We start from the raw sequence: 20,181 nt of genomic DNA, 5'->3' as shown, positions 1-20,181 counted from the left end.
CACTCGGATTGAATAGCCGGGCAAGTGTAACCGAAGGTCGCTTGCAATCGCGAAACAAAACCGTCGTTTTCCGGGCGCGGATGGCGGCCGGATGCGGGCCGTTTGCACGGCCGGGATCAGCGCGGCGGCTGCTGCGTCGCGCCGTCCCCACGTCCACCCGTGCACGCTTGATCGCGCTCATATGCGCGGGGCAAGCGCTGATTAAGCTCGGTAGAATAAAAAGCGGGATGTCCTGCCGGATGTCCTGACACCGCCAAGGAGACGCCATGCCCATGCCAGCCTTCCTCCAGCTGCTGCGCCGGTTCCTGTCCGGCCGCGCTTCCCGCCATGCGCGCCGGTTCGGCCCCTTCCTGCTGTGCTCCGCGCTGGCTGCCTGCGGTGGCGGCGTCTCGCTCGGCTTCGGCTACACCGATTACGACGGTCACGACCGGCACCACGACCCGGGCCCGCCGCCGGCGCCCGCCGACACCGGCGTGTTCCTGATCGCCGGCGGCCTGTGTCCGCAATGCGGCGGCTCGCTCGACGGTTCCGGCTCGAACGCCCGTTTCGATGGCCCCGAGGGCATCGTCGCCGCGCCCGACGGCAACCTGTACGTCGCCGAAACGAACAGCGCGACGATCCGCAAGGTGACGCCGCAAGGCGTGGCGGTCACGCTCGCGGGCAGCACGGGTGCGATCGGCAGCCTCGATGGCGCCGGCTCGAGCGCGCGCTTCAACACGCCGACCCGGCTCGAGGCCGATGCCGACGGCAACCTGTACGTGACCGACACCGGCAACTCCACGATCCGCGAGATCAGTCCCGCCGGGGCCGTCACCACCCTCGCCGGTGCCGCCGGCCAGTGCGGCAGCGTCGACGGCAACGCGCGCGCCGCGCGCTTTTGCGCGCCGCAGGGCATCACGCTCGACCGCCAGGGCAACCTGTACGTGGCCGATACCCTGAACCACATCATCCGCCGTATCGACCGCGCCAATAACGTCACCACGATTGCCGGGGTGGCCGGCTCCTGCGGCAGCAGCGACGGCCGCGGCAACGCGGCGCGCTTCTGCGAACCGCAGGACATCGAAGTCGACCGGGATGGCTACCTGTACGTGGCCGACACCTTGAATTCCACCATCCGCGAGATTTCGCCCGCCGGCGAGGTGCGCACCCTGGCCGGGGTGGCCGGGCAATGCGGCAGCGCCGACGGCACGCTGGCGGCGGCACGCTTCTGCCACCCGGCGGGGCTGACCATCGACGGCGCCGGCAACCTGTTCGTGGCCGACACCGGCAACGGCACCATCCGCCGCATCGACACCCGGGGCTCCGTGAGTACGGTGATCGGCGTGGCCGGCAGCCAGAACAACGTGCTCGGCCCGCTGCCGGGCGGCCTGAACGCGCCCCGCGGCATTGCCGTGCTGGGCGCAGGAACGCTGGCGGCAACCTCGCAGAACCTGGTGTTGAAACTGGTGCCGCGCTGATCCGGCGCGGGGCGCGGCCGCGCACGGCACGCCCGGCCTGCGCCTGCCGGTGCCGGAGTTGCAGGCGCGTGCAGCCCGTGATTATTCCGGGCGCGTCGGCGTGGTCGCCATGTCGCCCACCGTCGTGTTCCAGCCGCGCACATGAAAGGCGCGTACCAGGCCGTGCGTGACATACGGGTCGCGCGCGGCGAACAACTGGGGCGTCTCGGCGCTGTCGCAGTTAAAAACCAGCAGCGCCCGCTCGACCGGCTCGTCGAGCGCCCCGGCCAGCACCAGCTCGCCGCGCGCCTGTGCCTCCCACGCCAGCTTCAGGTGTGCGTTGCGGAATTCGGCGCGCCGTTCGAGGTAATCGGGAGCGAGATCGTAGGTCAGCAGGAAGTGCACGGCGCGTCCTTGTTGGATAGGCAATAGATGGCCCATCTTACCCGAAGCCGGCCAGCGCACACGCCGGACGCGCGCCGGAATTTCCTGGGATATTGCCTGGGCTAACGGTGCGGAAGCGATCACGGGCTTGTGTCAGACTCACTCGACCTACCGACAACGCCAGGAGATCCTGCCATGCCCAAATCCACCCTCGCCGGCCATCCGCTGCACCCGATGCTGGTCGTCGCCCCGGCCGCCCTGATTCCCTTCGGTTTCATCCTCGACGCCATGCACCGGGCGACCGGCAAGGACGATTACGCCAGCGCCTCCTATTACAGCCTGGCGGGTGGCCTGGTCGGCGGGCTGGCCGCGGGCGTGGCCGGCGCGATGGACTACATGACGATCGAACGCGACACCGACGTGAAACGCACCGCCAACGTCCACGCGCTCCTGAACGCGGGCGCGCTGGCGCTGACCACAGCCAATGTCGTCATGCGGCGCGACACGCACAGCCACCGCGGCGGCTCGCTGGCCATGTCGGCGCTGGCCGCGGCCGGGGTGGTGCTGTCGGGCTGGTTCGGCGGGCGCCTCGTCTACGAGCAAGGTATGCGCGTGAATGGCGTCAGCCCGGTGCAGCAGGCACCGGAACTGAAGGCCCCAGGCGACGAAACGATGGTGCGCGCCATGATCGCGGCCGAACGGCACATGCCGGCCGGCGGACCGGTGGCGCGCTGATCTACGAAAGGCCGCCCGGCAGCGCCCGGGCGGCGCTGGCCGGCGCTTGCCGGGCCGCCCCGCCGCCTGCGCGGCCGCTTGCGTCCGCCTCTGCGGTCAGCTCGCCCGGTCCATGCGCGTGTAGCGAAAACCATACTGTCCCGCCGAGCACAATCCATGTTGCGATGCATGGCGATATGGCGCACAGAACATTTCATAACGCCGCGTTACACTGGCGCCATGAACACTTCGAAAAAAATGGCGGCGGGAATGGCAGGGTTTGCCAGCGTGTTGTGGCTGGGCCTGACGGCTGCCGTTGCCGCCAACCAGCGCAGGCTGGTGTTCAACCCGACCATCACCCCGGAAGTGGCCAGTCCGCGCAGCGCCGGCCACCGTACCCGTCCGATTGTCCTGCGCGCCAAGGACGGCACCCGGCTCTGCGGCTGGCTGATGACCCCGCGCACGCCCGGCCCGCGCCCTGCCGTGCTGTATTTCGGCGGCCGCTCGGAAGAAGTCTCGTGGGTCGTGCGCGATGCCGGCAACCTGTTCCCGAACATGACCGTGCTGGCGATGAATTACCGCGGTTACGGCAACTCCCAGGGCATTCCCGACGAAACCCTGATGATCGACGATGGCTGCACCCTGTTCGACTGGCTCGCCAGCCTGGGCCAGGTCGACGCGCGCCGCATCGCCATCGTCGGCCGCAGCCTCGGCTCCGGCGTGGCGGTGCAGGTCGCCAAGGAACGGGCGGCGCACTCGGTGGTCTTGATCACCCCTTACGATTCGATCCTGGCAATTGCCAAGCGCAAGTTCCGCGCGATGCCGATCGAATACATGCTGCGCCACCGCTTCGAGTCGATCAAGTACGCCCCTTCGCTGAAGGTGCCGACCTGCGTGCTGCGCGCCGAGCTCGACGACATCGTGCCCCACTCGCATACCGACCAGTTGTGCGAGAAGCTGGCCAACCTGATCCTCGACGAGGTCGTGCCCGGCTCCAACCACCTGACCATTCCTTATCTGGAAGCGACGCAACGACGCATCGCGGGCTTCCTGGCCGAGCGCTTTGCCGCGCCCCTGCCCACGCCCCAGCTCATGCCCGAATTGCTGGAAACTGTGGCTTGATGGAAAAAATTTGCCGATAGTTGTCGGCATTTATATTTCCACCGAATAAATTGCCAAGTAAAATCGTATTTGCCTTGTGTTGGTGGGCTGATGCATATTTGGCAGCTTGAGCTGCACTGGTACCGTATGGCCCCTGGCTGCCCTTCTTCAGGACGTTTGCTGTTGCGATGACGCGACATCCGCGCACGCAGCGCCTCCCCGAAAGGGCTCCGATACAAATCGTAACCGCATGAAATGTCCGGGACTGACACAATCCGCACGGCATCGAACGGGCGCTTGCGTAGCGCGCAGCCGGCCGGCGTCAGAGTTGAGTCTGCATGTTGAGCCTTGCCTCTAGGTAACCCCTCCCCAACGCAGCCGTTGCGCCGGGTACAATATCGAAATTCCAGGAGCTAATTCATGAAATTCAAGCAACTCAGCATGACCATTGCGGCGCTGTGCGTCGCCGGCGGCGCAGTCGCGGCGAATCCGAAACTGGCCATCGTCTATGACGCCGGCGGCAAGTTCGACAAATCGTTCAACCAGTCCGCTTTCGAAGGCGCTGAGCGCTTCAAGAAAGAAACGCAGATCCCCTACATCGAAGTCCAGGCCAACAGCGATACCCAGGCCGAGCAGGTCATGCGCGGTCTCGCGCGCAAGAAGGTCGACATGATCGCCGCCATCGGTTTCTCGCAGACCCAGGCCGTGGCCAAGGTCGCCAGGGAATTCCCGAAGGTGAAATTCGTCCTGATCGACTCGATCGCGCCGGGCGCGAACGTGAACTCGATCATGTTCAAGGAAGAAGAAGGCTCCTACCTGGTCGGCGTCGCCGCGGCAATGGCCTCGAAGTCGAAGAAGATCGGTTTTGTCGGCGGCATGGACATTCCGCTGATCCGCGCGTTCGCCTGCGGCTACGGCCAGGGCGCCAAGGCGCAGCAGCCGAAGATCGAGATCATGCAGAACATGGTCGGCACCACCAGCGCGGCCTGGAACGATCCGGCCAAGGGCGGCGAGCTGGCACGCCAGCAGTTCGACCGCGGCGCCGACGTCGTGTTCGCGGTGGCCGGCGGTTCGGGCATGGGCGCCCTGCAGATGGCCAAGGAAAAAGGCAAGCTGGCCATCGGCGTCGATTCGAACCAGAACTACCTGCATCCGGGCTCGATGCTGACCTCGATGGTCAAGCGCGTCGACGTCGCCGTCTACGACTCGTTCATGCAGGTCAAGAACGGCACCTGGAAAGCCGGTGTCACCCACAAGGGCCTGAAGGAAGGCGGCGTGGACTGGGTGCTGGACAAGGACAACCGCAAGGTCGTCAGCCCGGAGATGGAAAAGCGCGTCAATGGCGTGAAGGCCGACATCATCAACGGCAAGATCAAGGTCATCGACTACCGCGCCGCCAGCCGCTGCCCGGTCTAATTTAAGTACGTTTCACAAGAGGCGCGCCGCACCGGATTTTCCGGTCCGGCGCGCTTTTGAATGCATGACTCACCTTTTTCACTACTGATCGCTATGCAGCCAGCCGTAGAATTTCGCAACATCAGCAAGGCCTTCGGGCCGGTGCAAGCGAACGCTGACGTCAGCTTCTCGATCGCCAAGGGCTCGATCCACGGCGTCATCGGGGAGAACGGCGCCGGCAAATCCACCTTGATGAGCATCCTGTACGGCTATTACAACGCCGACAGCGGCCAGCTCCTGATCGACGGCCAGGAGCGCACCATCCGCACCAGCCACGAGGCCATCGATCTCGGCATCGGCATGGTGCACCAGCACTTCATGTTGGTCGACAACATGACCGTGCTCGACAACGTGATGCTGGGTGCCGAAGGCGGCTTCCAGTTAGCCAGCAAGCGCAAGGAAGTCGAAAACAAGCTGCGCGAGATCTGCACGCGCTACCGCCTCGACGTCGATCCGCTGGCGACCATCCACGACCTCTCGGTCGGCGCCCAGCAGCGCGTCGAGATCTTGAAGCAGATCTACCGCAGCGCCAACATCCTGATCCTCGACGAGCCGACCGCCGTCCTGACGGCCCAGGAAACGGCCTCGCTGTTCGAAATCCTGCGCCTGTTCAAGGACCAGGGCAAGACCATCATCCTGATCACCCACAAGCTGCAGGAGATCATGGACATCACCGACCAGGTGACGGTGATGCGCGCCGGCCGCGTGGCCGGTGCCGTCACCACCGCCGAGACCTCGAAGGAGCAGCTGGCCAACATGATGGTGGGCCGTCCGATCGAAGGCAACCTGCCGCGCAAGCCCTTCAAGCCGGGCGCCCCGGTATTGAACGTCTCCAAGTTGCAGCTGCAGGACGCGAACGGCGTCCAGCTGCTGGCCGACATCGACCTGAACGTGCGCGCGGGCGAAATCGTCGCCATTGCCGGCGTCTCGGGCAACGGCCAGAGCGAACTGATGGAGATCCTGGCCGGCATGCGCCTGCCGACCTCCGGCAACATCGAACTCGAGGGCAAGGCCCTGCCATTCGGCCGCCGCGCGAATGCCGACGGCCTGCCCGCCGCCTTCCGCCAGCTCGGCATCGGCCACGTGCCGGAAGACCGCCTGCGCGACGGCGTGATCAAGGATTTTTCGGTGATGCAGAATACCGTGTTCGGCTACGAAGACCGCGTGCGTAACCGCTGGGGCCTGTTCGACTTCGACGCCATCGCCAAGCGCTGCGCCCACCTGCTGCAGGCCTTCGACGTGCGCCCGAACAATCCCGACATGCGCATCGGCCTGCTCTCGGGCGGCAACCAGCAAAAGGTCGTGATCGCGCGCGAAGTGTCGGCCCAGCCGAAACTGATGCTGGTCGGCCAGCCGACCCGCGGTGTCGACATCGGCACCATCGAATCGATCCACACCCAGCTGCTGCGCCTGCGCGACGAAGGCGTCGCCATCCTGCTGGTCTCGGTGGAGCTGGAAGAAGTGCGCGCCCTGGCCGACCGCATCGTGGTCATGTCGGGTGGACGCATCACCGGCGAACTGAATATCGACGAATTCGACACCACCCGCATCGGCCTGCTGATGGGCGGAATGCACAAGCATTAAACACATGAAAACAACCGAACTCCCACGCTGGGCGACGGGCATCGCCCTGCCGCTCCTGAACCTGCTCTCGGCGCTGCTGGTGGCCGCGCTGGTGATCCACCTGCTGGGCGAAAGCCCGGTCGAATCGATGCGCATCCTGATCGACTCGGCCATCGTCAATCCGGAGGGCCTGGCCTACACCCTGTTCTACGCCAGCACCTTCATCTTCACCGGTCTCGCCGTGTCGATCGCCATGAAGGCGGGCCTGTTCAACATCGGCGCCGAAGGCCAGATGTATTTCGGCGGCCTCGGCCTGACCCTGGCCGTGCTGTCCTTCGACGCGACCCTGTCGCCCTGGCTGTTGATCCCGCTGGCCATGCTCGGCAGCGCCGTGTTCGGCGCCCTGTGGGCCTTCCTGCCCGGCTACCTGCAGGCCAAGCGCGGCAGCCACGTGGTGGTCACGACCATCATGTTCAACTTCATCGCCGCCAGCCTGATGAACTTCATCATCGTGAAGTACCTGATCCCCGAAGGCGAGCAGAATCCGGCCAGCCGCGTGTTCGCCGAATCGGCCGCGCTGCCGACCCTGAACACCTGGTTCCCCTTCTTCGGCGACACGCCTTTGAACATCGGCTTCCCGATCGCGATCGCCGCCCTCGTCATCTACGGCGTCATGGTCTCGCGCTCGACCTGGGGCTACCAGCTGCGCGCCACCGGCCTGAACCAGCATGCGGCCCATTACGCCGGCGTGCGCATCAGCCGCATGATCATCGTCGCGATGCTGATCTCGGGCGCCCTGGCGGGACTGGCCTCGGTCAACTCGATCATGGGTTCGACCCACTACCTGAGCCTGAACTTCCCGGCCGGCGCCGGCTTCGTGGGCATCGCCATCGCCCTGATGGGCCGCCAGCACCCGGTCGGCATCTTCCTGTCCTCGGTGCTGTTCGGCGCCCTGATCCAGGGCGGTTTCGACCTGTCGCTGGAAAAACCGAACATCCCGGTCGAGACCTTCGTCTTCATCCAGGGACTGATCATCCTGTTCTGCGGCGCGATGGAAAACCTCTACGCACCCGCGCTCCTGAAACTGATCAACGCAACACGCAAGGGATAATCCATGGAAGGCTTTGATATCGCCAATATCGTCGTCTCGACGATCCGCAATGCGCCGGTCCTGATGTTCGCGGCGCTGGCAGGCCTGTTCGCCGAACGCAGCGGCGTGGTCGACATTGGCCTCGAGGGCAAGATCCTCGCCTCGGCCTTCGTCTCGGCCGCCGTCGGCTACACGACGCAAAATCCCTGGGCCGGCATCGCGGCCGGCATCGCGGTCTCCGTGCTGCTGGCCATGGTGCAGGCTTTCGTGTCGATCACCCAGAAGGGCAACCAGCTGGTGGCCGGCATCGCGATCAACATCGCCATGAGCGGCCTGACCTTCGTGGTCGCCCAATACATCTTCCAGCAGGGCGGCCGCACGCCGGACCTGGGCGCGGCGCGCCTGTCGAACATCGTGCTGCCGGGCGCGGCGGCGGTGGCCGACGTGCCGGTGCTGGGCTGGGTCTGGAACAGCCTGATCGGCGGTCATTCGCCGCTGGTCTACCTGGCCTTCCTGCTGCTGCCGCTCGTGCACTGGGTGGTCTACCACAGCCGTTTCGGCCTGCGCCTGCGCGCCTGCGGCGAAAACCCGCACGCAGCCGATGCGGCCGGCGTCTCGGTCGAAAAGACCCGCTACACGGCAATGCTTGTCGCCGGCGTGCTGTGCTCGTTCTCGGGCGCCTACCTGTCGATCGTCCAGAGCGGCTTCTTCCTGCGCGACATGTCGGCCGGCGCCGGCTACCTGGCCCTGACCGCCCTCGTGTTCGGCAACTGGCGCCCGCTGCAGACCGTGCTCGGCTGCCTGATGTTCGGCTTCTTCTCGGCCGTGCAGATCCAGATCGAAGGCGTGGATCTGCCGGTCGTGGGCCGCATCCCGGGTTCGCTGATCCAGATGATCCCCTACGTCGTGACCGTGATCGTGCTGGCCGGCCTGATGGCCAAGTCGGTGGCGCCGAAGGCGATCGGCAAGCCGTTCGTGAAATCGCGCTGAGCGGCGCTCGATGCAATCGAAGGCGGCCTGTAGGCCGCCTTTTTGTTTGGCGTAGGGTGGACGGCTATACCCGAGAACACGCACCCACGCGGCCCTTGCGCCGCCCACGCGTTCAACCGGCTCCCGAAACTACGCGTCAATGCGTCCACCGGTTGAACGCGTGGGCGGCGTCAAAGCAGCGTCGATTCGGCCACCACGGTATAGCCGGCCACCCTACCGCTGCGCGCCGCCTGCATCGAGTTTTTGCAGGGTATGCGCCTGCCCCGTCGTCGCCGCATGCCAGGCCGGCAGCACCCGGAAAGTCAGTGCCAGGTCGTAGTCGCCGGCGATGCTGCCGGCATCCATCGGCACGTTCCCCGGCCGGTTCTGGAACCAGCGCAGCCATTCGGCCGAACCCGGCACGGGCGAATTCAGGTAGGGCGCGCCGGCGTTCGGCGCCGCGCCGGGCGCAGGCGCGGCGAGCGGCATCATGAAGGAGGCCATCCCCTTGTCCGGATTGGACGGGTTCCACTGCGAGCTGCCGTGGCAGCTCAGGCAGGAAGAGTTGCGCGCGTTGCGGACGAGGACGCGGGTGCCCCGCCCCGCCACCGAAATGTCGTTGACGCCATGGTCGTTCGGTCCCGACAGGCGCCCGCCCCAGCCCAGGGTTTCGCGCGCGTACAGCGGGGCTTGCGGGTTGATCCAGGTTTCGCGCAAGGGCGCAGCAGGGTCGCGCGCGCTGTCGGCCGCCGGATCGTTGCCCCACTGCGCCCCCAGCGGCACCATCCGGTCCCAGATGGCGCCGCCCGCGGGCCGCGCGTCCCTGTCGTACACGAAGGTGGTGAAGACCCAGCCCGTCTGCGGGCTCGACCGCGTGTCCTTGACGGCGATATCGACCTGCATCAGGTAGCCCCTGGCGAGGGTCGGCCGGTCGAAGTGGCCGGTGGTGGCGTTGGCCGTCATCGCGATCGGCCAGGACAGCGCGCCGCGCATCGCCGGCCACTCGGCCGGGCCGGCCGTGGTGAAGGCGAGCTTGACCGTCAGCGAGCCTTCCGCGTACTGGGTCGCGCCGCCGGCCAGTTGCGGCGCGTGCGGATTGCCGGCCCAGATGCGGCCGATGGTCTGGGCTGCGGTCCGGTCGTAATAGGTGACGACATAGGTCGTAAACGGCTTGCGCAGGCCGCTCTTCGGGAACAGCGCGGGGTCGACCCGTTCGATCCCGACCAGCATGCCGTGCAGCGCTTCGCGCTGCGACCCCAGCCAGGGGTCGTTGTACCAGCCGCGCGCCCCCGCATCCCAGCGGCCGTCGGCCGCCAGCAGGGCCGCCATGTCCTGGGCCACGCTTGCCTTCAGCGCCTCGGTATAGGCGGCGGCATTCCCGGTGCCGAGCGGAAGCTGCTTGATGGCGTCGCGCCAGGGCATGGGCGGCGCCGGCAAGCGGCTCGGGTAGTCGTGGCTGAGCTTGAACAAGGGTCCCGCATACCCGCTTGGCACCCGGCCATCATGGTGTTGATAGGGGTCGGGCGGCGCGGCGGCGCCCGGGCCGCACAGGGTGGCGGCAAGGAACAGACAAAAGCAGCGGCCGAAGTTGCGGCAGAAGCAGCGGAAGGGCATGGTCGTTTCCTCCGGTGGAATGCGAACTGCCCATTCTTCCGCGCTGCCGGCGCCCTCCCCTTGTGCATGGACAACAGATTGTGATTAAGAAACGATCAGCCTGGGCGCTCGCCCAGGCGCCCGGCCGCTCAGTCGTTCGCCATCGCCAGCGAACGCTTCCAGGTCCAGGACAGGCCCAGCCCCGCCGAGACGCCATTGTCGCGCCGGTGCAGGGGACTGCTGTCGTTCTTGCCGACGCCGTAGTTCTCGGCACGCAGGAAGCCGTACGCGCGCAGGTCGCGGTTGATGGAGCGCGCCGCGAACACGCCGACCCGGGCCAGGATCAGGCCGGAATCGGCCGCATAGGCAGGCCGCGTGCTGGTGGCGTACTCGGGGCGCACTTCGTAGAAGTAGCGGTTGATCTTGCCGTCGCCCACGACCGCGGCGACATGGGCCTCGAAGCGCCACTTGCCGTCGCGGCTGCGCTGGTCGTAGGCCAGGCGCGGCTCGAAGGTGTAACCCTGGTGGCGCAGGCCGCCGCGCACTTCGATGACGGCGCGCAGCGGGAAATCGGCGCGCAGCGCGCTACGCTCGTCGAGCTGGGCCAGCCGCACCCGCAGGCGTGGCCCGAATTCGGCGAGGCCGCCCAGGTCGGGCATGCCGGCCCGGGCCGCCACGTCGTCCGAACGGGCCGGCAGCGAGGCCGCCAGCCCGACGTCGAGCTCGGCGACATCGCTCTGGAACAGGCGCGCCCCGATCCCCGACTGGTCCGCACGGAAGATCTTGCCGCGGTAGATGAGGGTCGGCAACGCCAGGCCACGGGTTTCGCGGTCCTCGGCACCCGGATAGGATGGCGTGCTGACCACGCCGCCGGCCAGGCCGATCTCCCACAGCGGCTGGGCCGGCGGCCCGGCGGGCTCGACGGGAGGCGCGGCAAGCGCCGGGGCCGCAAGGAGGCAGGCAAGCGCCGTGCAGGAAAGCAAAAGGTGATTCATGCGGTGACCAGGTGAAGGCGCGGTGCGCCGGAAGGCGTATTCTAGCCGCGGCGAGCCGGCCCAGCCGCATGTTCAGTATGAAAATTGCATTCCCGTTCCCCGCTGGCGACAGGCGGCGAAAAAAAACGCCGCAGCGAGCCGCTGCGGCGTCTTCTTGCGTGCGAACGACAGCCGGTCCGGGCCGGACGCGCACGCCCTGCCCGCGCGCGATCAGCCGTAGATCGCCTTCAGGATTTCGGCCAGCTTGTAGCCGCCCTTGACCAGCTGTTCCTTGGCAATTTCCGAGCTCGGCACCGGGTAGTTGGCCGGCACTTCGAGCGTGAAGGTGTAGTAGGTCTCGCCCTTCTTGCTGGTCTGTGGCACCAGCTTGCCCGGGACCACATCCTTGTAGGCCAGCTTGGAGACGACGAGGGCGTCGTCGGCCCACTGGTAGGGCCAGGTCATCGGCTCGCCGCTGTTGGCCTTGATGGCATACTTTTTCTCGGTGGCCTGGTTATCGATAGCCTTCTGGGCAAACTGCTCCGGGGTCTTGGTGACGAGGCGGCGGAACGCGTAGTCCACCGTCGTGCTGTCCCAGTAGGAGTGGAAAGGCTTGGTCAGCGCCTGCGGCACCCCTTCCCGGACCGGCTTCGGCTCGCCCGGCGGGATCAGCTTTGCGCTCAGCTCGCTCAGCTTCTGGTCGTCCAGCAGCAGGTTGTTGCCGCCGCGCGAATCGAAGATCGCCGCCTCGTCGACTTCCGCATGGGTCTTCGGCACCACGAACTTGCCGTCCTTGCTGACAAAGGCCGCGCCCACGTGCAGCGGCTGGTGGATGTCGCCGGTCATGTGCACCAGCAGCAGCAGCGCCTGGCGCTTGGTGAACTTGTGCGGATTCAGGGCCGGGTCGGTCTTGCCCTGCAACACGGCAATCGCCTGCTTGAGCGTCTGCACGATGTCTTCGTCGAAGGTGCCGACGCCGTGGTCGTGGTAGCGCTCGAGCTGGAAGGGCACGTCGGTGTAGTGGTAACTGCCGTGCTTCGGATTGGCGTTCACGTAGTCGACCATTTCCGGCTTTTGCGGGCCGCAATAGGTGCCCTTCACGCAGTCGGCCCAGTTGGCGATCGACTCGAGCGTTTCGCCCGGCAGCAAAAGCTCGGCGATGCGCTTCTCGGCAATGCTGCCCTTAAGCAGTTTGTCGGCGATGGCGCCGACGGCGCGGTGGCCGTCATTGCCCCACGCGAGCGCATCCATCGAAACGAAAGCGCTCGTCAGCGCCAGGACACAAGCCAGTTTTTTCATGAAATTCTCCGGTGTTGATACAGTACAGCGAAGGTACTGCGGTGTATTACGGGCGCGCCTTGTTGATGCGCATGGTAGGAGGAGCAAACCCGGTACCGGTGCCACCGCTACCGGGATGCTTTGCAATGAATTGGCTCAGCGCGTCGAGGTCGACGACCTGGGTGTCCACGCGGTTCGTGCCCTTGGCAAATTCCGGGAAGTTGTCGCCGCCTTCAGCCAGGAAGTTGTTGGCCACGACGCGGTAGGTCTTGCCGTCCTCGACCGGTGCGCCCTCGAACTTCAGGCTGCCCGGCACGATGCGGCTGCCGACCGGGCGCTTCTCGTCCCAGGTATAGGTGAGGCCTTGCGACACTTGCAGGATGGTGGCGCCTGACGCGCTCGGGCGCTGCCATTGCTGCTCGAGCAGGCGCTTGAGCTGGGCGCCGGTCAAATCCATCACGATCAGCCAGTTCCCGAAAGGCAGCACTGCCTGGGCATGGCCGAAGTGGGTCGTCAGCGCCGCATCGGCCGTTTCCAGGTCCTTGCGGATGCCGCCGTTGTTCATGAAACCGATCTGGGCGCCGTGCACCCGGGTCGCGTCCAGCACGGCGTCGGCGATCAGGTTGCCGAGCGGCGATTCGCCGGCCTCGTTGGCCTTGCGTGCCACCAGCGGCGCGCCGAGCTTGCCGATCGGACGGGCCAGCAGTGCGCGGCTCTTCTCCTTGACGCCGGACAGGAAGGCCGAGACTTTCGGGTCGGCCGGGAACTGTTCCGGGTTCATCACCACGTTGCGCACCTGGATGTCGGAGACGGCGCCGCTGCCGGCATCGACGGTCATGGCGATGCGCGAGAGCAGGTGGCCGGCGGCATCGGCCTGGGTCACGACGCGCCCATCCACATTGCACAGGTAACCCTGGTGCGAGTGGCCGGTAATGACCAGGCGGATCGCCGGGTCGAGCTTTTTCACGATGTCGACGATGCCGCCCTTCAGGTTGCTGCAGGCGGGCTGGTCGGGCGCCTCGTCGGTCTTGCCGCCTTCGTGGATCAGGGCCACGAAGACCTTGGCGCCGTCGGCGCGCATGCGCGGCAGTTCGCGGTTGATGGCCTCGGCCTCGTCGATGAAGGACAACCCGGCAATCGCCGAGGCCACCGCGACCGAGGCCGTGCCCTGCAGCACGGCCCCGACCACGCCGACTTTGACGCCCTTGACGTCCTCGATGCGGTAGGCCGGCATGAAGGGCTTGCCGGTCGCGCTGTCGAGCACGTTCGCGGCGAGATAGGTAAAGCGCGCGCCGGCATAGCCCGGCATCAGCTTGCAGGCCTTGGCCGGACGCGGCGAATCGCAGCCGCCGGCCTGCTGGCGCAGCAGTTCCTTGCGGCCGGCATCGAACTCGTGGTTGCCGACCGAGGACAGGCGCAGGCCGATCAGGTTCATCGCCTCGATGCTCGGCTCGTCGGCCCACATCGACGACAGCGCCGGGCTGGCGCCGATCAGGTCACCGGCGCCGATGAACAGCAGGTTTTCGTCCTCTTTACGCCACGCCGCCAGCGCGCCGCTGATGGCCTCGATGCCGCCGGCGCGCAGGGTCTCGGTCTTGCCGGTCGCGGCACTCGTATACGTGTATTTGCTCGGCTCGAGGTTGCCGTGGAAGTCGTTGATGGCGACCAGGTTGAGCGTGACCGGGCCACGAGCGGCCGGACCGCGCGGCGCGGTGGCGCAACCGGCAACGGCAAGCGCGAGCGCCAGGATCGACAAACGGGCGCGCAGGCGCGGAGAAACGGTCATGACTTACCTTTTACTGATCAAGAATACGGAACGCGCCGCATGGGCAGGCGGAATTATTGCACGTAGGCTAGTTCACGGCCATCTTTGCGGCCGCGCCCTGCCCTCACTTAAAGAATAAAAAACGGCCGGTGTCGCCACCGGCCGTTTTCAGGTCAAACGCTGTCGAAACGAATCAGAATTCGTAACGTGCGGTCACCTGGACTGCCCACTGCGATTCGCCGCGGGACTGCTTGGTCACGTAGTCTTCGACCTGATCACGCACTTGGTAGACGTACTTGCCGTCTTGCATACCAGCGTAGTCCACGAAGCTGCGCGAGTTACCGCCCTGGCTCGCGAAGCCGACTTCGTTGATACGGCCCCAACGCTTGTTCAGCATGTTACCGACGTTCATGAAGTCGATCGCCAGCGCGCCCTTGTGGCCGGCGAACAGGCCCGGCACTTCCTGGGTGATACGCATGTCGATGCTATTCGTCCACGGTGCGAACGAGTTGTTACGGCTGATCACCTTGCCTGCCGAGTTACGCAGTTCCTTGTTCGCATTCACGATGTCCCAGAACTTCTGCTCGTTAGCACGGTTGGTACCGGTATCGCCACGGAACACGACCTCGCCCGAACCGAAAGCGGTCGGAATGTACATCAGGTCGTTCGAGGTGACGGAGTCACCGTTCATGTCGTTGTTGTAGGTCCAGCTGTACGGCTTGCCAGTACGGCCTTCGTAGAATGCGCCGAAGGTCGTCTTGTAGGTGCCGAAGAAGGCCTTTTCCCAGCTGATCGACGCATTGACACGGTCGCGCACCAGGTAAGCCGAGTTCGCTGCCACGTCTTCGTTCGGATCGAAACTTGCACGGGCGCCGAAGTTCGAACCCGAAGTCGACGAGCTCAGGTTGCTCACTTCAGTCGCGTCGGTATAGGTGTAAGCCGCATTCCAGCGCAGGCCGCGCGAACGGCTGTTGCTCAGCTGGATGGTAGCGACGTTGCCGTCACCCTTCTTGGTTTCAGCCACTTCGATCACGTTGGCGAAGGAAGCGTTCGACAGGGCACGAGCGCGGAAGCCGGTGCAGGCGCCGCTGGTGCTGAAGGTGATGCTGCCGGTACCGGTGGCGCAGGCTGCGTTGTAGCCAGGTGCGGTCCAGTACAGCGGACGGCCGTCAGGACCGGTGCGGGTTGCGCCGCCAAGGTTCAGCTGGCGGAAGTACACGCCCTTGTTGACGTCGGTGCGCAGGTATTCCAGGCTCACGACCATGCCATACCATGGCAGTTCGTGCTCGACGGCGATGTTGGCCTTCCACACCGACGGCTGGCTGATGCCGCGTGCCAGGACGTCGACGTTGGCTGCTGGCGAAACACCAGGCAGGGCGCGCTGGGCATCCGGATTGGCGCTGAAGATACTAGGACCGGTAGTTGGGCAGGCGCCGAAGTTACCGGTGCCGCAACCGACCGTATAGGTTGCGATGCCGGCGTTGGCGAACGGATTGCCGAGCCAGACGTTCAGGGCTGCGCCGCCGAACAGGCCGACGCCGCCGCGGATCTGGGTCGCGCGCTTGGTGTCGAGGCGGTAGTTGAAGCCGACGCGTGGCTGGATCAGGTCGTCGCCGTCGATAGTGACGGTGTTGTCGACGCCGAAGCCGCCCGTGTCGCGCACCAGGGCGCCGGTAGCGGCGTTGAACGAACCGGCGACACGGGCGCCGGCCACTGCGGCGTTACGCAGCGGACGATCGTTGGTCGAAGCACGGTCATAGCGCACGCCGTAGGTCAGCTTCAACTGATCGTTGACGTTCCAGGTGTCCTGCAGGAACAGGCCGGTATTGGCCAGGGTCCACTTTGCAGCAGCGTCCGTCAGCGTATAGCCAGGCGAAGCCAGCTGGGCAGTGTACGAGCTTGGACGGCCTGCGACGAAGTTGTTCAGGACGCACTGCTCGACTTGCTGCGAGGTCAGGCCGGTGGTGTTGTCGCAGCGGAACGTGTAGTTGCCGTTCACGTTCTGCAAGAACGCGTTGAAGATCTCGTTGCGGCTGTAATCGACGCCGCCCTTGATTTCGTGGTCGCCGTTCAGCCAGGTGGCACCGGCGTAGCTGTCCCAGGTCGTCGTGTCGAGTTCGTTGAACTGGCGGCTCTGTTCGGTACCGAAGTTAATGAAGCGGTTGCCGGTACGGACCGACGACGGGGTGCCGGCTGGCAGTGCACCGCCGAACTGCAGGGCCATGGCCGGCAGGCGCGAGTTATTGTCGTGCGTCTTGCCGGAATCGCGGCGCGACAGCTTGAACTCGGTCGAGAAGGTCGGGGACCAGTCGCTGAACACCTGGGCGACGCTCGACTCGATGGTTTTCTTCTCGTTCCACAGGTAAGACGAGAGCGCGATGCCCGATGCGGAATAGCCCGCAAATGCCGGCTCGTTCTGCTCGGTCTTCTGCCAGCGGAAGCTTGCGCGGTGGTTGTCGTTGATGTTCCAGTCGACTTTCACCAGGCGGTCTTCGACCTTCTGCTCGAGACCGGTCGGGGTCTCGCCGCTGCCCACGTCGATGCCATAGGTGCGCTTGGCCGCATCCTGCAGGCCCGAAATCGCCGACTCGGTGATACCGACGTTGGTCAGGTTGCTGCCCAGGATGCCGAATTCCGGCGATGCCTTGGTGCTGCTCGAATTTTCAGCGCTGGCGAAGATGAACAGCTTGTCTTGGATCAGCGGGCCGCCGACGGTGAAACCGGTGGTGCGTTCCTTGAACTCAGGCGCATCGAAGTAGGTATCGTCGGTTGCGTTGTAGCGCTTGCCGACCATGCTGTCGTCGCGGTAAACCTGATAGACGCTGCCGTGCCAGGTGTTGGTGCCCGACTTGGTAATGGCGTTGATGTTCGCGCCCGTGTAGCCCTTCTGGGTGACGTCGTAGTTCGAGATGTTGACCTGAACCGACTGGATCGAATCGATCGAAATCGGCTGCTTGTTGGTCGGCAGGCCATTCGCTTCCAGGCCGAAGGTGTCGCTGATCGACACGCCGTCGATGGTGATCGAGTTGAAGCGCGAGTTCTGGCCGCCGGCCGAGATCTCGCCACGCTCCTTGTCGGTCTGCGACAGGCGTGGATCGTTACGCGCGTAGTCCGCCAGGCTGCGGTTGATCGAAGCTTGGGCTACGATGTCGGCGCGGCCGATGCTCGTACCCGAACCCATGTTCGTGCTGTTGAATTTGTTGGAAACGGCTTGGCCGGTCACCTTCACGACCTGCATCTGCTGGCCCAGGGTCGCGTCCACGGCAGCCGTTTCGGCCAGTTGCGTGAACACGTTGTCGACCTTCTCAACAGCGCCATCCTTGGTCATGGTGATCGTGTATGGACCACCGACGCGCAGACCGCGCGCGACGTAACGGCCTTCGGCATCGGTCGTGACCGTGCTGACAGAACCCGACTCGGCGTGGCGAATCTGGACCTGTGCACCTGCCACTGGCTTGCCATCCGGACCGGCGACGCGACCGCTGATGGCCGAGGTGGTGTTCTGTGCGAAGGTCGGCGCCGCCGACAACGCAATCGACAAAGCCAGCGCCAGCTTGGTCAGCCGGATCTGTTGTTGAGTGATCATTGTTAAAACCCCAAATTAGACTTAATAGTTATTTGGGCGCCCCGAAAGGCGCCCCTCTTTACAAGTACTGCAACCTTAATTGCCGCCAACCGCAGCGGCGTACAGCCGGCCTTCCGTGGACCGGGACGATTGTATGAAGGAAATGTTTCATCCTCGTTACGCTCTCGCCCCTTGAAAAAACTTCAAGCATATTGAGCAACGCCGCCAAATATGCATGAGCGTCACAGCCGAGACAAATACGTTTTTTATTCGCCATTCAGAGGCCTGTCCTCTGAATCGTCCCAAAAACGGGCATTTGACGCGCCGCGCGGGGGTTTCCCCCAGCAAAATCACAAGGCGGGATTATAAGGGGTGCATTCTTTGCTGAAATATTTTGATAAATAAATTCAGTGTTCACCCCGGCAGGGGCGGAAATTTGTGGTGGCTCCACCACAAATGTTAGCTGCGAGCTAACTTTCGTCTGTTCAATAATGATGCACTGCATGGTGCAGCAAAAAAAAACGGCAGCCTTGGGCTGCCGTGGGTGCTTCATGCTAACGGGGTGATCTTCGTGGCGGGTACGCCACAGCTTTCATTTACGTGGCGAGGACGCCGCAGCTTTCGCCAGTTTCGCCATGTCGGCTTCGAATGCGGCAAAGCGCGCGTCGAGCTGGCGCGTCAGGCGCAGCTTCTCGGGTGGCGGCAGGAAGGCATAGCGCACGCTGTTGTACGAGGTCTTTTTCATCTCCGCATAGTTCGGCTTGTAGCGGCTGGCGAAGAGCACGTATTCCTGCGACAGCGTATGGCGGGTGACGCCGGCGTCGTCGGTCGAGATCACGTAAGGCACGCCATACTTGCGGTACAGCGTGACCGGATGGTTGGCGCCTTCGATGCCGCTGATGAAAGCGTTCGAGGTCAGGTTGATCTCGACCGGGATGTCGTTGGCGCGCATCTTGTGCATGATCTGGATCGCGTTCGACTCGTGCGCCAGGTCGATGCCATGGCCGATGCGGTCGGCGCGTGCCACGTTCAGGGCCTGGTCGATGTGGAACTTCAAGCCTTCCGGCGGCACGTCGCCGATCGCCAGCTCGCCCGCGTGCATGGCGACCTTCACGTTCGGATACACCGACTTCAGGAAGCCGAACATCTTCATGTGCAGTGCATAGTCGCGCATCGACACGTGGGTGCTTTCCTGGCCGACGATGTTGACGCCGACCACCTTGCCGCCCGTGGAGGCCGACTTGAAAGCGGCCAGCATCGAGGAAAACACCTGCGACGGATTGAGCAGGCGCAGCACATAGGTCTGGTAGCGCATCGTGAAGCGCTCGTCGTCGATGCCCTGGGCCGCGTCTTCGATCTTGGCGACGAAGTCGGCGATCGACTTGGCAAAGGCCGGATCGCGGTCGAGCGCCTCCATCGCCTTGCGCATTTCCACCTGCAAGCCCGCGTCGTCGCCGGCCAGTTGCCAGGCGCGCGCGTCGAATTCCGGATTGGTGACGAAAGGCGACATCTTGAACATGGTCTCGATGTAGCTCACATTTTCGGCGATCGCGCGCTTTTTCAGTTCCTGCAGGCCTTCCGCGAAGTTCGCGTTCGAGACCGGGCCGAAATAGCCGAAGGTCTGGAAGAACAGACGATCCGGCGGCGGCTGGATCGCACCGTGGTTATTGAAATCCTTGTTCGACCAGCGCTGCAGCAGCTCGCGCCAGGTGTGGTCGTCGGCATAGACTTCCGCGCTCGAGAGGCAGTTGCGCTCCTTGGCCGGTTTCGCGCGCTCGGCGGCGATGGCGGCCTTGTCGGTCTCGATGCGGTAGCTCTGCTTGTTCACGCACAGGCCCTGCCTGTCGAGGAATTCGAGGTACTGCTCGACATAGATCGAGCCCGAATAATGGTGGTGCAGGTCGCCGCCCTTGGGCATCTGGGTGAAGAACATGGTCAGCTCGGCCATCTTCGGCTCGCTGCCTGCGATCAGGGTGGCGTAATGGCGGGCGGTGGCCGCCTCGTTGGCCAGGCGCGCTGCGCTGGACGGTTCCTTTGCCAGCGCCGGCGCGGCCGACAAAGCCAGGGCGATCAGCAGGCTGGTGCCGAATGTGTTCTGCATGACGGGTCTTTCGTATTGGGTTGACGACGCCGCGGGCACAGGCAAGCTCGGCTGTGGGCGCGACCGCGCAACTCTAACGGGTTCGTTCAAGGTTGGCAATGCGGGGAGGCGGACGGACGTGAGGCTATTGCCTGATCCGTTATTGGTACCTTGGATCGGCGTGGGCACGACTGCCCACGCGGACCGGAGGCAC

At 64.9% G+C, this 20,181-nt stretch carries 14 protein-coding genes; 7 read left to right on the top strand and 7 right to left on the bottom strand.

Going from position 1 to position 20,181, the window contains the following annotated elements; all coding sequences use genetic code 11:
* The first annotated feature begins 266 nt into the window (after nucleotides 1-266).
* Complete coding sequence (locus ACFPAH_RS13780) at nucleotides 267-1,457, top strand: SMP-30/gluconolactonase/LRE family protein (RefSeq protein ID WP_379746276.1); 1,191 nt, start codon at nucleotides 267-269, stop codon at nucleotides 1,455-1,457.
* 81 nt (nucleotides 1,458-1,538) lie between these two features.
* Here the strand turns inward: ACFPAH_RS13780 and ACFPAH_RS13775 are convergent, their stop codons facing one another.
* Nucleotides 1,539-1,841, bottom strand: coding sequence for a YciI-like protein (locus ACFPAH_RS13775; protein WP_379746528.1), 303 nt, complete (start codon nucleotides 1,839-1,841; stop codon nucleotides 1,539-1,541).
* Nucleotides 1,842-2,015: 174 nt separating this feature from the next.
* Here ACFPAH_RS13775 and ACFPAH_RS13770 point away from each other — a divergent pair, with 174 nt between their 5' ends.
* The 6 genes from ACFPAH_RS13770 to ACFPAH_RS13745 all read left to right on the top strand — a co-directional run bounded on the left by ACFPAH_RS13770 (nucleotide 2,016) and on the right by ACFPAH_RS13745 (nucleotide 8,733).
* Nucleotides 2,016-2,555: a DUF2231 domain-containing protein gene (locus tag ACFPAH_RS13770; protein ID WP_379746273.1), complete on the top strand. Its 540-nt coding sequence runs from the start codon at nucleotides 2,016-2,018 to the stop codon at nucleotides 2,553-2,555.
* Nucleotides 2,556-2,774: 219 nt separating this feature from the next.
* Nucleotides 2,775-3,656, top strand: coding sequence for an alpha/beta hydrolase (locus ACFPAH_RS13765; RefSeq protein ID WP_379746270.1), 882 nt, complete (start codon nucleotides 2,775-2,777; stop codon nucleotides 3,654-3,656).
* A gap of 399 nt (nucleotides 3,657-4,055) precedes the next feature.
* Complete coding sequence (locus tag ACFPAH_RS13760; protein ID WP_379746267.1) at nucleotides 4,056-5,051, top strand: BMP family lipoprotein; 996 nt, start codon at nucleotides 4,056-4,058, stop codon at nucleotides 5,049-5,051.
* Nucleotides 5,052-5,144: 93 nt separating this feature from the next.
* The gene (locus tag ACFPAH_RS13755; protein ID WP_379746264.1) at nucleotides 5,145-6,674 is read left to right on the top strand and encodes an ABC transporter ATP-binding protein; all 1,530 of its coding nucleotides are present in this window, start codon (nucleotides 5,145-5,147) and stop codon (nucleotides 6,672-6,674) included.
* Between the two features lie 4 nt (nucleotides 6,675-6,678).
* Complete coding sequence (locus tag ACFPAH_RS13750) at nucleotides 6,679-7,764, top strand: ABC transporter permease (protein ID WP_379746261.1); 1,086 nt, start codon at nucleotides 6,679-6,681, stop codon at nucleotides 7,762-7,764.
* A 3-nt stretch (nucleotides 7,765-7,767) separates the two neighbouring features.
* Complete coding sequence (locus tag ACFPAH_RS13745) at nucleotides 7,768-8,733, top strand: ABC transporter permease (protein WP_379746258.1); 966 nt, start codon at nucleotides 7,768-7,770, stop codon at nucleotides 8,731-8,733.
* A 213-nt stretch (nucleotides 8,734-8,946) separates the two neighbouring features.
* On the opposite strand, the gene ACFPAH_RS13740 is transcribed toward ACFPAH_RS13745, so the two are convergent.
* From ACFPAH_RS13740 to ACFPAH_RS13715, 6 genes are all read right to left on the bottom strand, one after another.
* A complete protein-coding gene (locus ACFPAH_RS13740; protein WP_379746255.1) occupies nucleotides 8,947-10,326 on the bottom strand; it encodes a hypothetical protein in 1,380 nt (459 codons plus the stop codon).
* A gap of 128 nt (nucleotides 10,327-10,454) precedes the next feature.
* The gene (locus ACFPAH_RS13735; RefSeq protein ID WP_379746252.1) at nucleotides 10,455-11,300 is read right to left on the bottom strand and encodes a MipA/OmpV family protein; all 846 of its coding nucleotides are present in this window, start codon (nucleotides 11,298-11,300) and stop codon (nucleotides 10,455-10,457) included.
* Between the two features lie 210 nt (nucleotides 11,301-11,510).
* On the bottom strand, nucleotides 11,511-12,578 hold the full coding sequence (locus ACFPAH_RS13730; protein WP_379746249.1) for a S1/P1 nuclease: 1,068 nt from the start codon (nucleotides 12,576-12,578) through the stop codon (nucleotides 11,511-11,513).
* Nucleotides 12,579-12,624: 46 nt separating this feature from the next.
* On the bottom strand, nucleotides 12,625-14,343 hold the full coding sequence (locus tag ACFPAH_RS13725; protein ID WP_379746246.1) for a bifunctional metallophosphatase/5'-nucleotidase: 1,719 nt from the start codon (nucleotides 14,341-14,343) through the stop codon (nucleotides 12,625-12,627).
* Between the two features lie 172 nt (nucleotides 14,344-14,515).
* Nucleotides 14,516-17,908: a TonB-dependent receptor gene (locus ACFPAH_RS13720; RefSeq protein WP_379746243.1), complete on the bottom strand. Its 3,393-nt coding sequence runs from the start codon at nucleotides 17,906-17,908 to the stop codon at nucleotides 14,516-14,518.
* Between the two features lie 571 nt (nucleotides 17,909-18,479).
* The gene (locus ACFPAH_RS13715) at nucleotides 18,480-19,988 is read right to left on the bottom strand and encodes an adenosine deaminase (RefSeq protein WP_379746240.1); all 1,509 of its coding nucleotides are present in this window, start codon (nucleotides 19,986-19,988) and stop codon (nucleotides 18,480-18,482) included.
* Nucleotides 19,989-20,181 lie beyond the last annotated feature (193 nt).

Origin of the sequence: Massilia sp. GCM10023247, assembly GCF_042653325.1 — a bacterium.
Taxonomy (GTDB): domain Bacteria; phylum Pseudomonadota; class Gammaproteobacteria; order Burkholderiales; family Burkholderiaceae_D; genus Telluria.
This window is presented reverse-complemented; position numbering and strand designations above follow the sequence as displayed.

Coding starts and splice junctions, on each gene's coding strand:
- ACFPAH_RS13715 (WP_379746240.1), bottom strand. CDS start 19,988: ATGCAGAACACATTCGGCACCAGCCTGCTGATCGCCCTGGCTTTGTCG.
- ACFPAH_RS13740 (WP_379746255.1), bottom strand. CDS start 10,326: ATGCCCTTCCGCTGCTTCTGCCGCAACTTCGGCCGCTGCTTTTGTCTG.
- ACFPAH_RS13750 (WP_379746261.1), top strand. CDS start 6,679: ATGAAAACAACCGAACTCCCACGCTGGGCGACGGGCATCGCCCTGCCG.
- ACFPAH_RS13755 (WP_379746264.1), top strand. CDS start 5,145: ATGCAGCCAGCCGTAGAATTTCGCAACATCAGCAAGGCCTTCGGGCCG.
- ACFPAH_RS13735 (WP_379746252.1), bottom strand. CDS start 11,300: ATGAATCACCTTTTGCTTTCCTGCACGGCGCTTGCCTGCCTCCTTGCG.
- ACFPAH_RS13745 (WP_379746258.1), top strand. CDS start 7,768: ATGGAAGGCTTTGATATCGCCAATATCGTCGTCTCGACGATCCGCAAT.
- ACFPAH_RS13780 (WP_379746276.1), top strand. CDS start 267: ATGCCCATGCCAGCCTTCCTCCAGCTGCTGCGCCGGTTCCTGTCCGGC.
- ACFPAH_RS13760 (WP_379746267.1), top strand. CDS start 4,056: ATGAAATTCAAGCAACTCAGCATGACCATTGCGGCGCTGTGCGTCGCC.
- ACFPAH_RS13720 (WP_379746243.1), bottom strand. CDS start 17,908: ATGATCACTCAACAACAGATCCGGCTGACCAAGCTGGCGCTGGCTTTG.
- ACFPAH_RS13730 (WP_379746249.1), bottom strand. CDS start 12,578: ATGAAAAAACTGGCTTGTGTCCTGGCGCTGACGAGCGCTTTCGTTTCG.
- ACFPAH_RS13725 (WP_379746246.1), bottom strand. CDS start 14,343: ATGACCGTTTCTCCGCGCCTGCGCGCCCGTTTGTCGATCCTGGCGCTC.
- ACFPAH_RS13770 (WP_379746273.1), top strand. CDS start 2,016: ATGCCCAAATCCACCCTCGCCGGCCATCCGCTGCACCCGATGCTGGTC.
- ACFPAH_RS13765 (WP_379746270.1), top strand. CDS start 2,775: ATGAACACTTCGAAAAAAATGGCGGCGGGAATGGCAGGGTTTGCCAGC.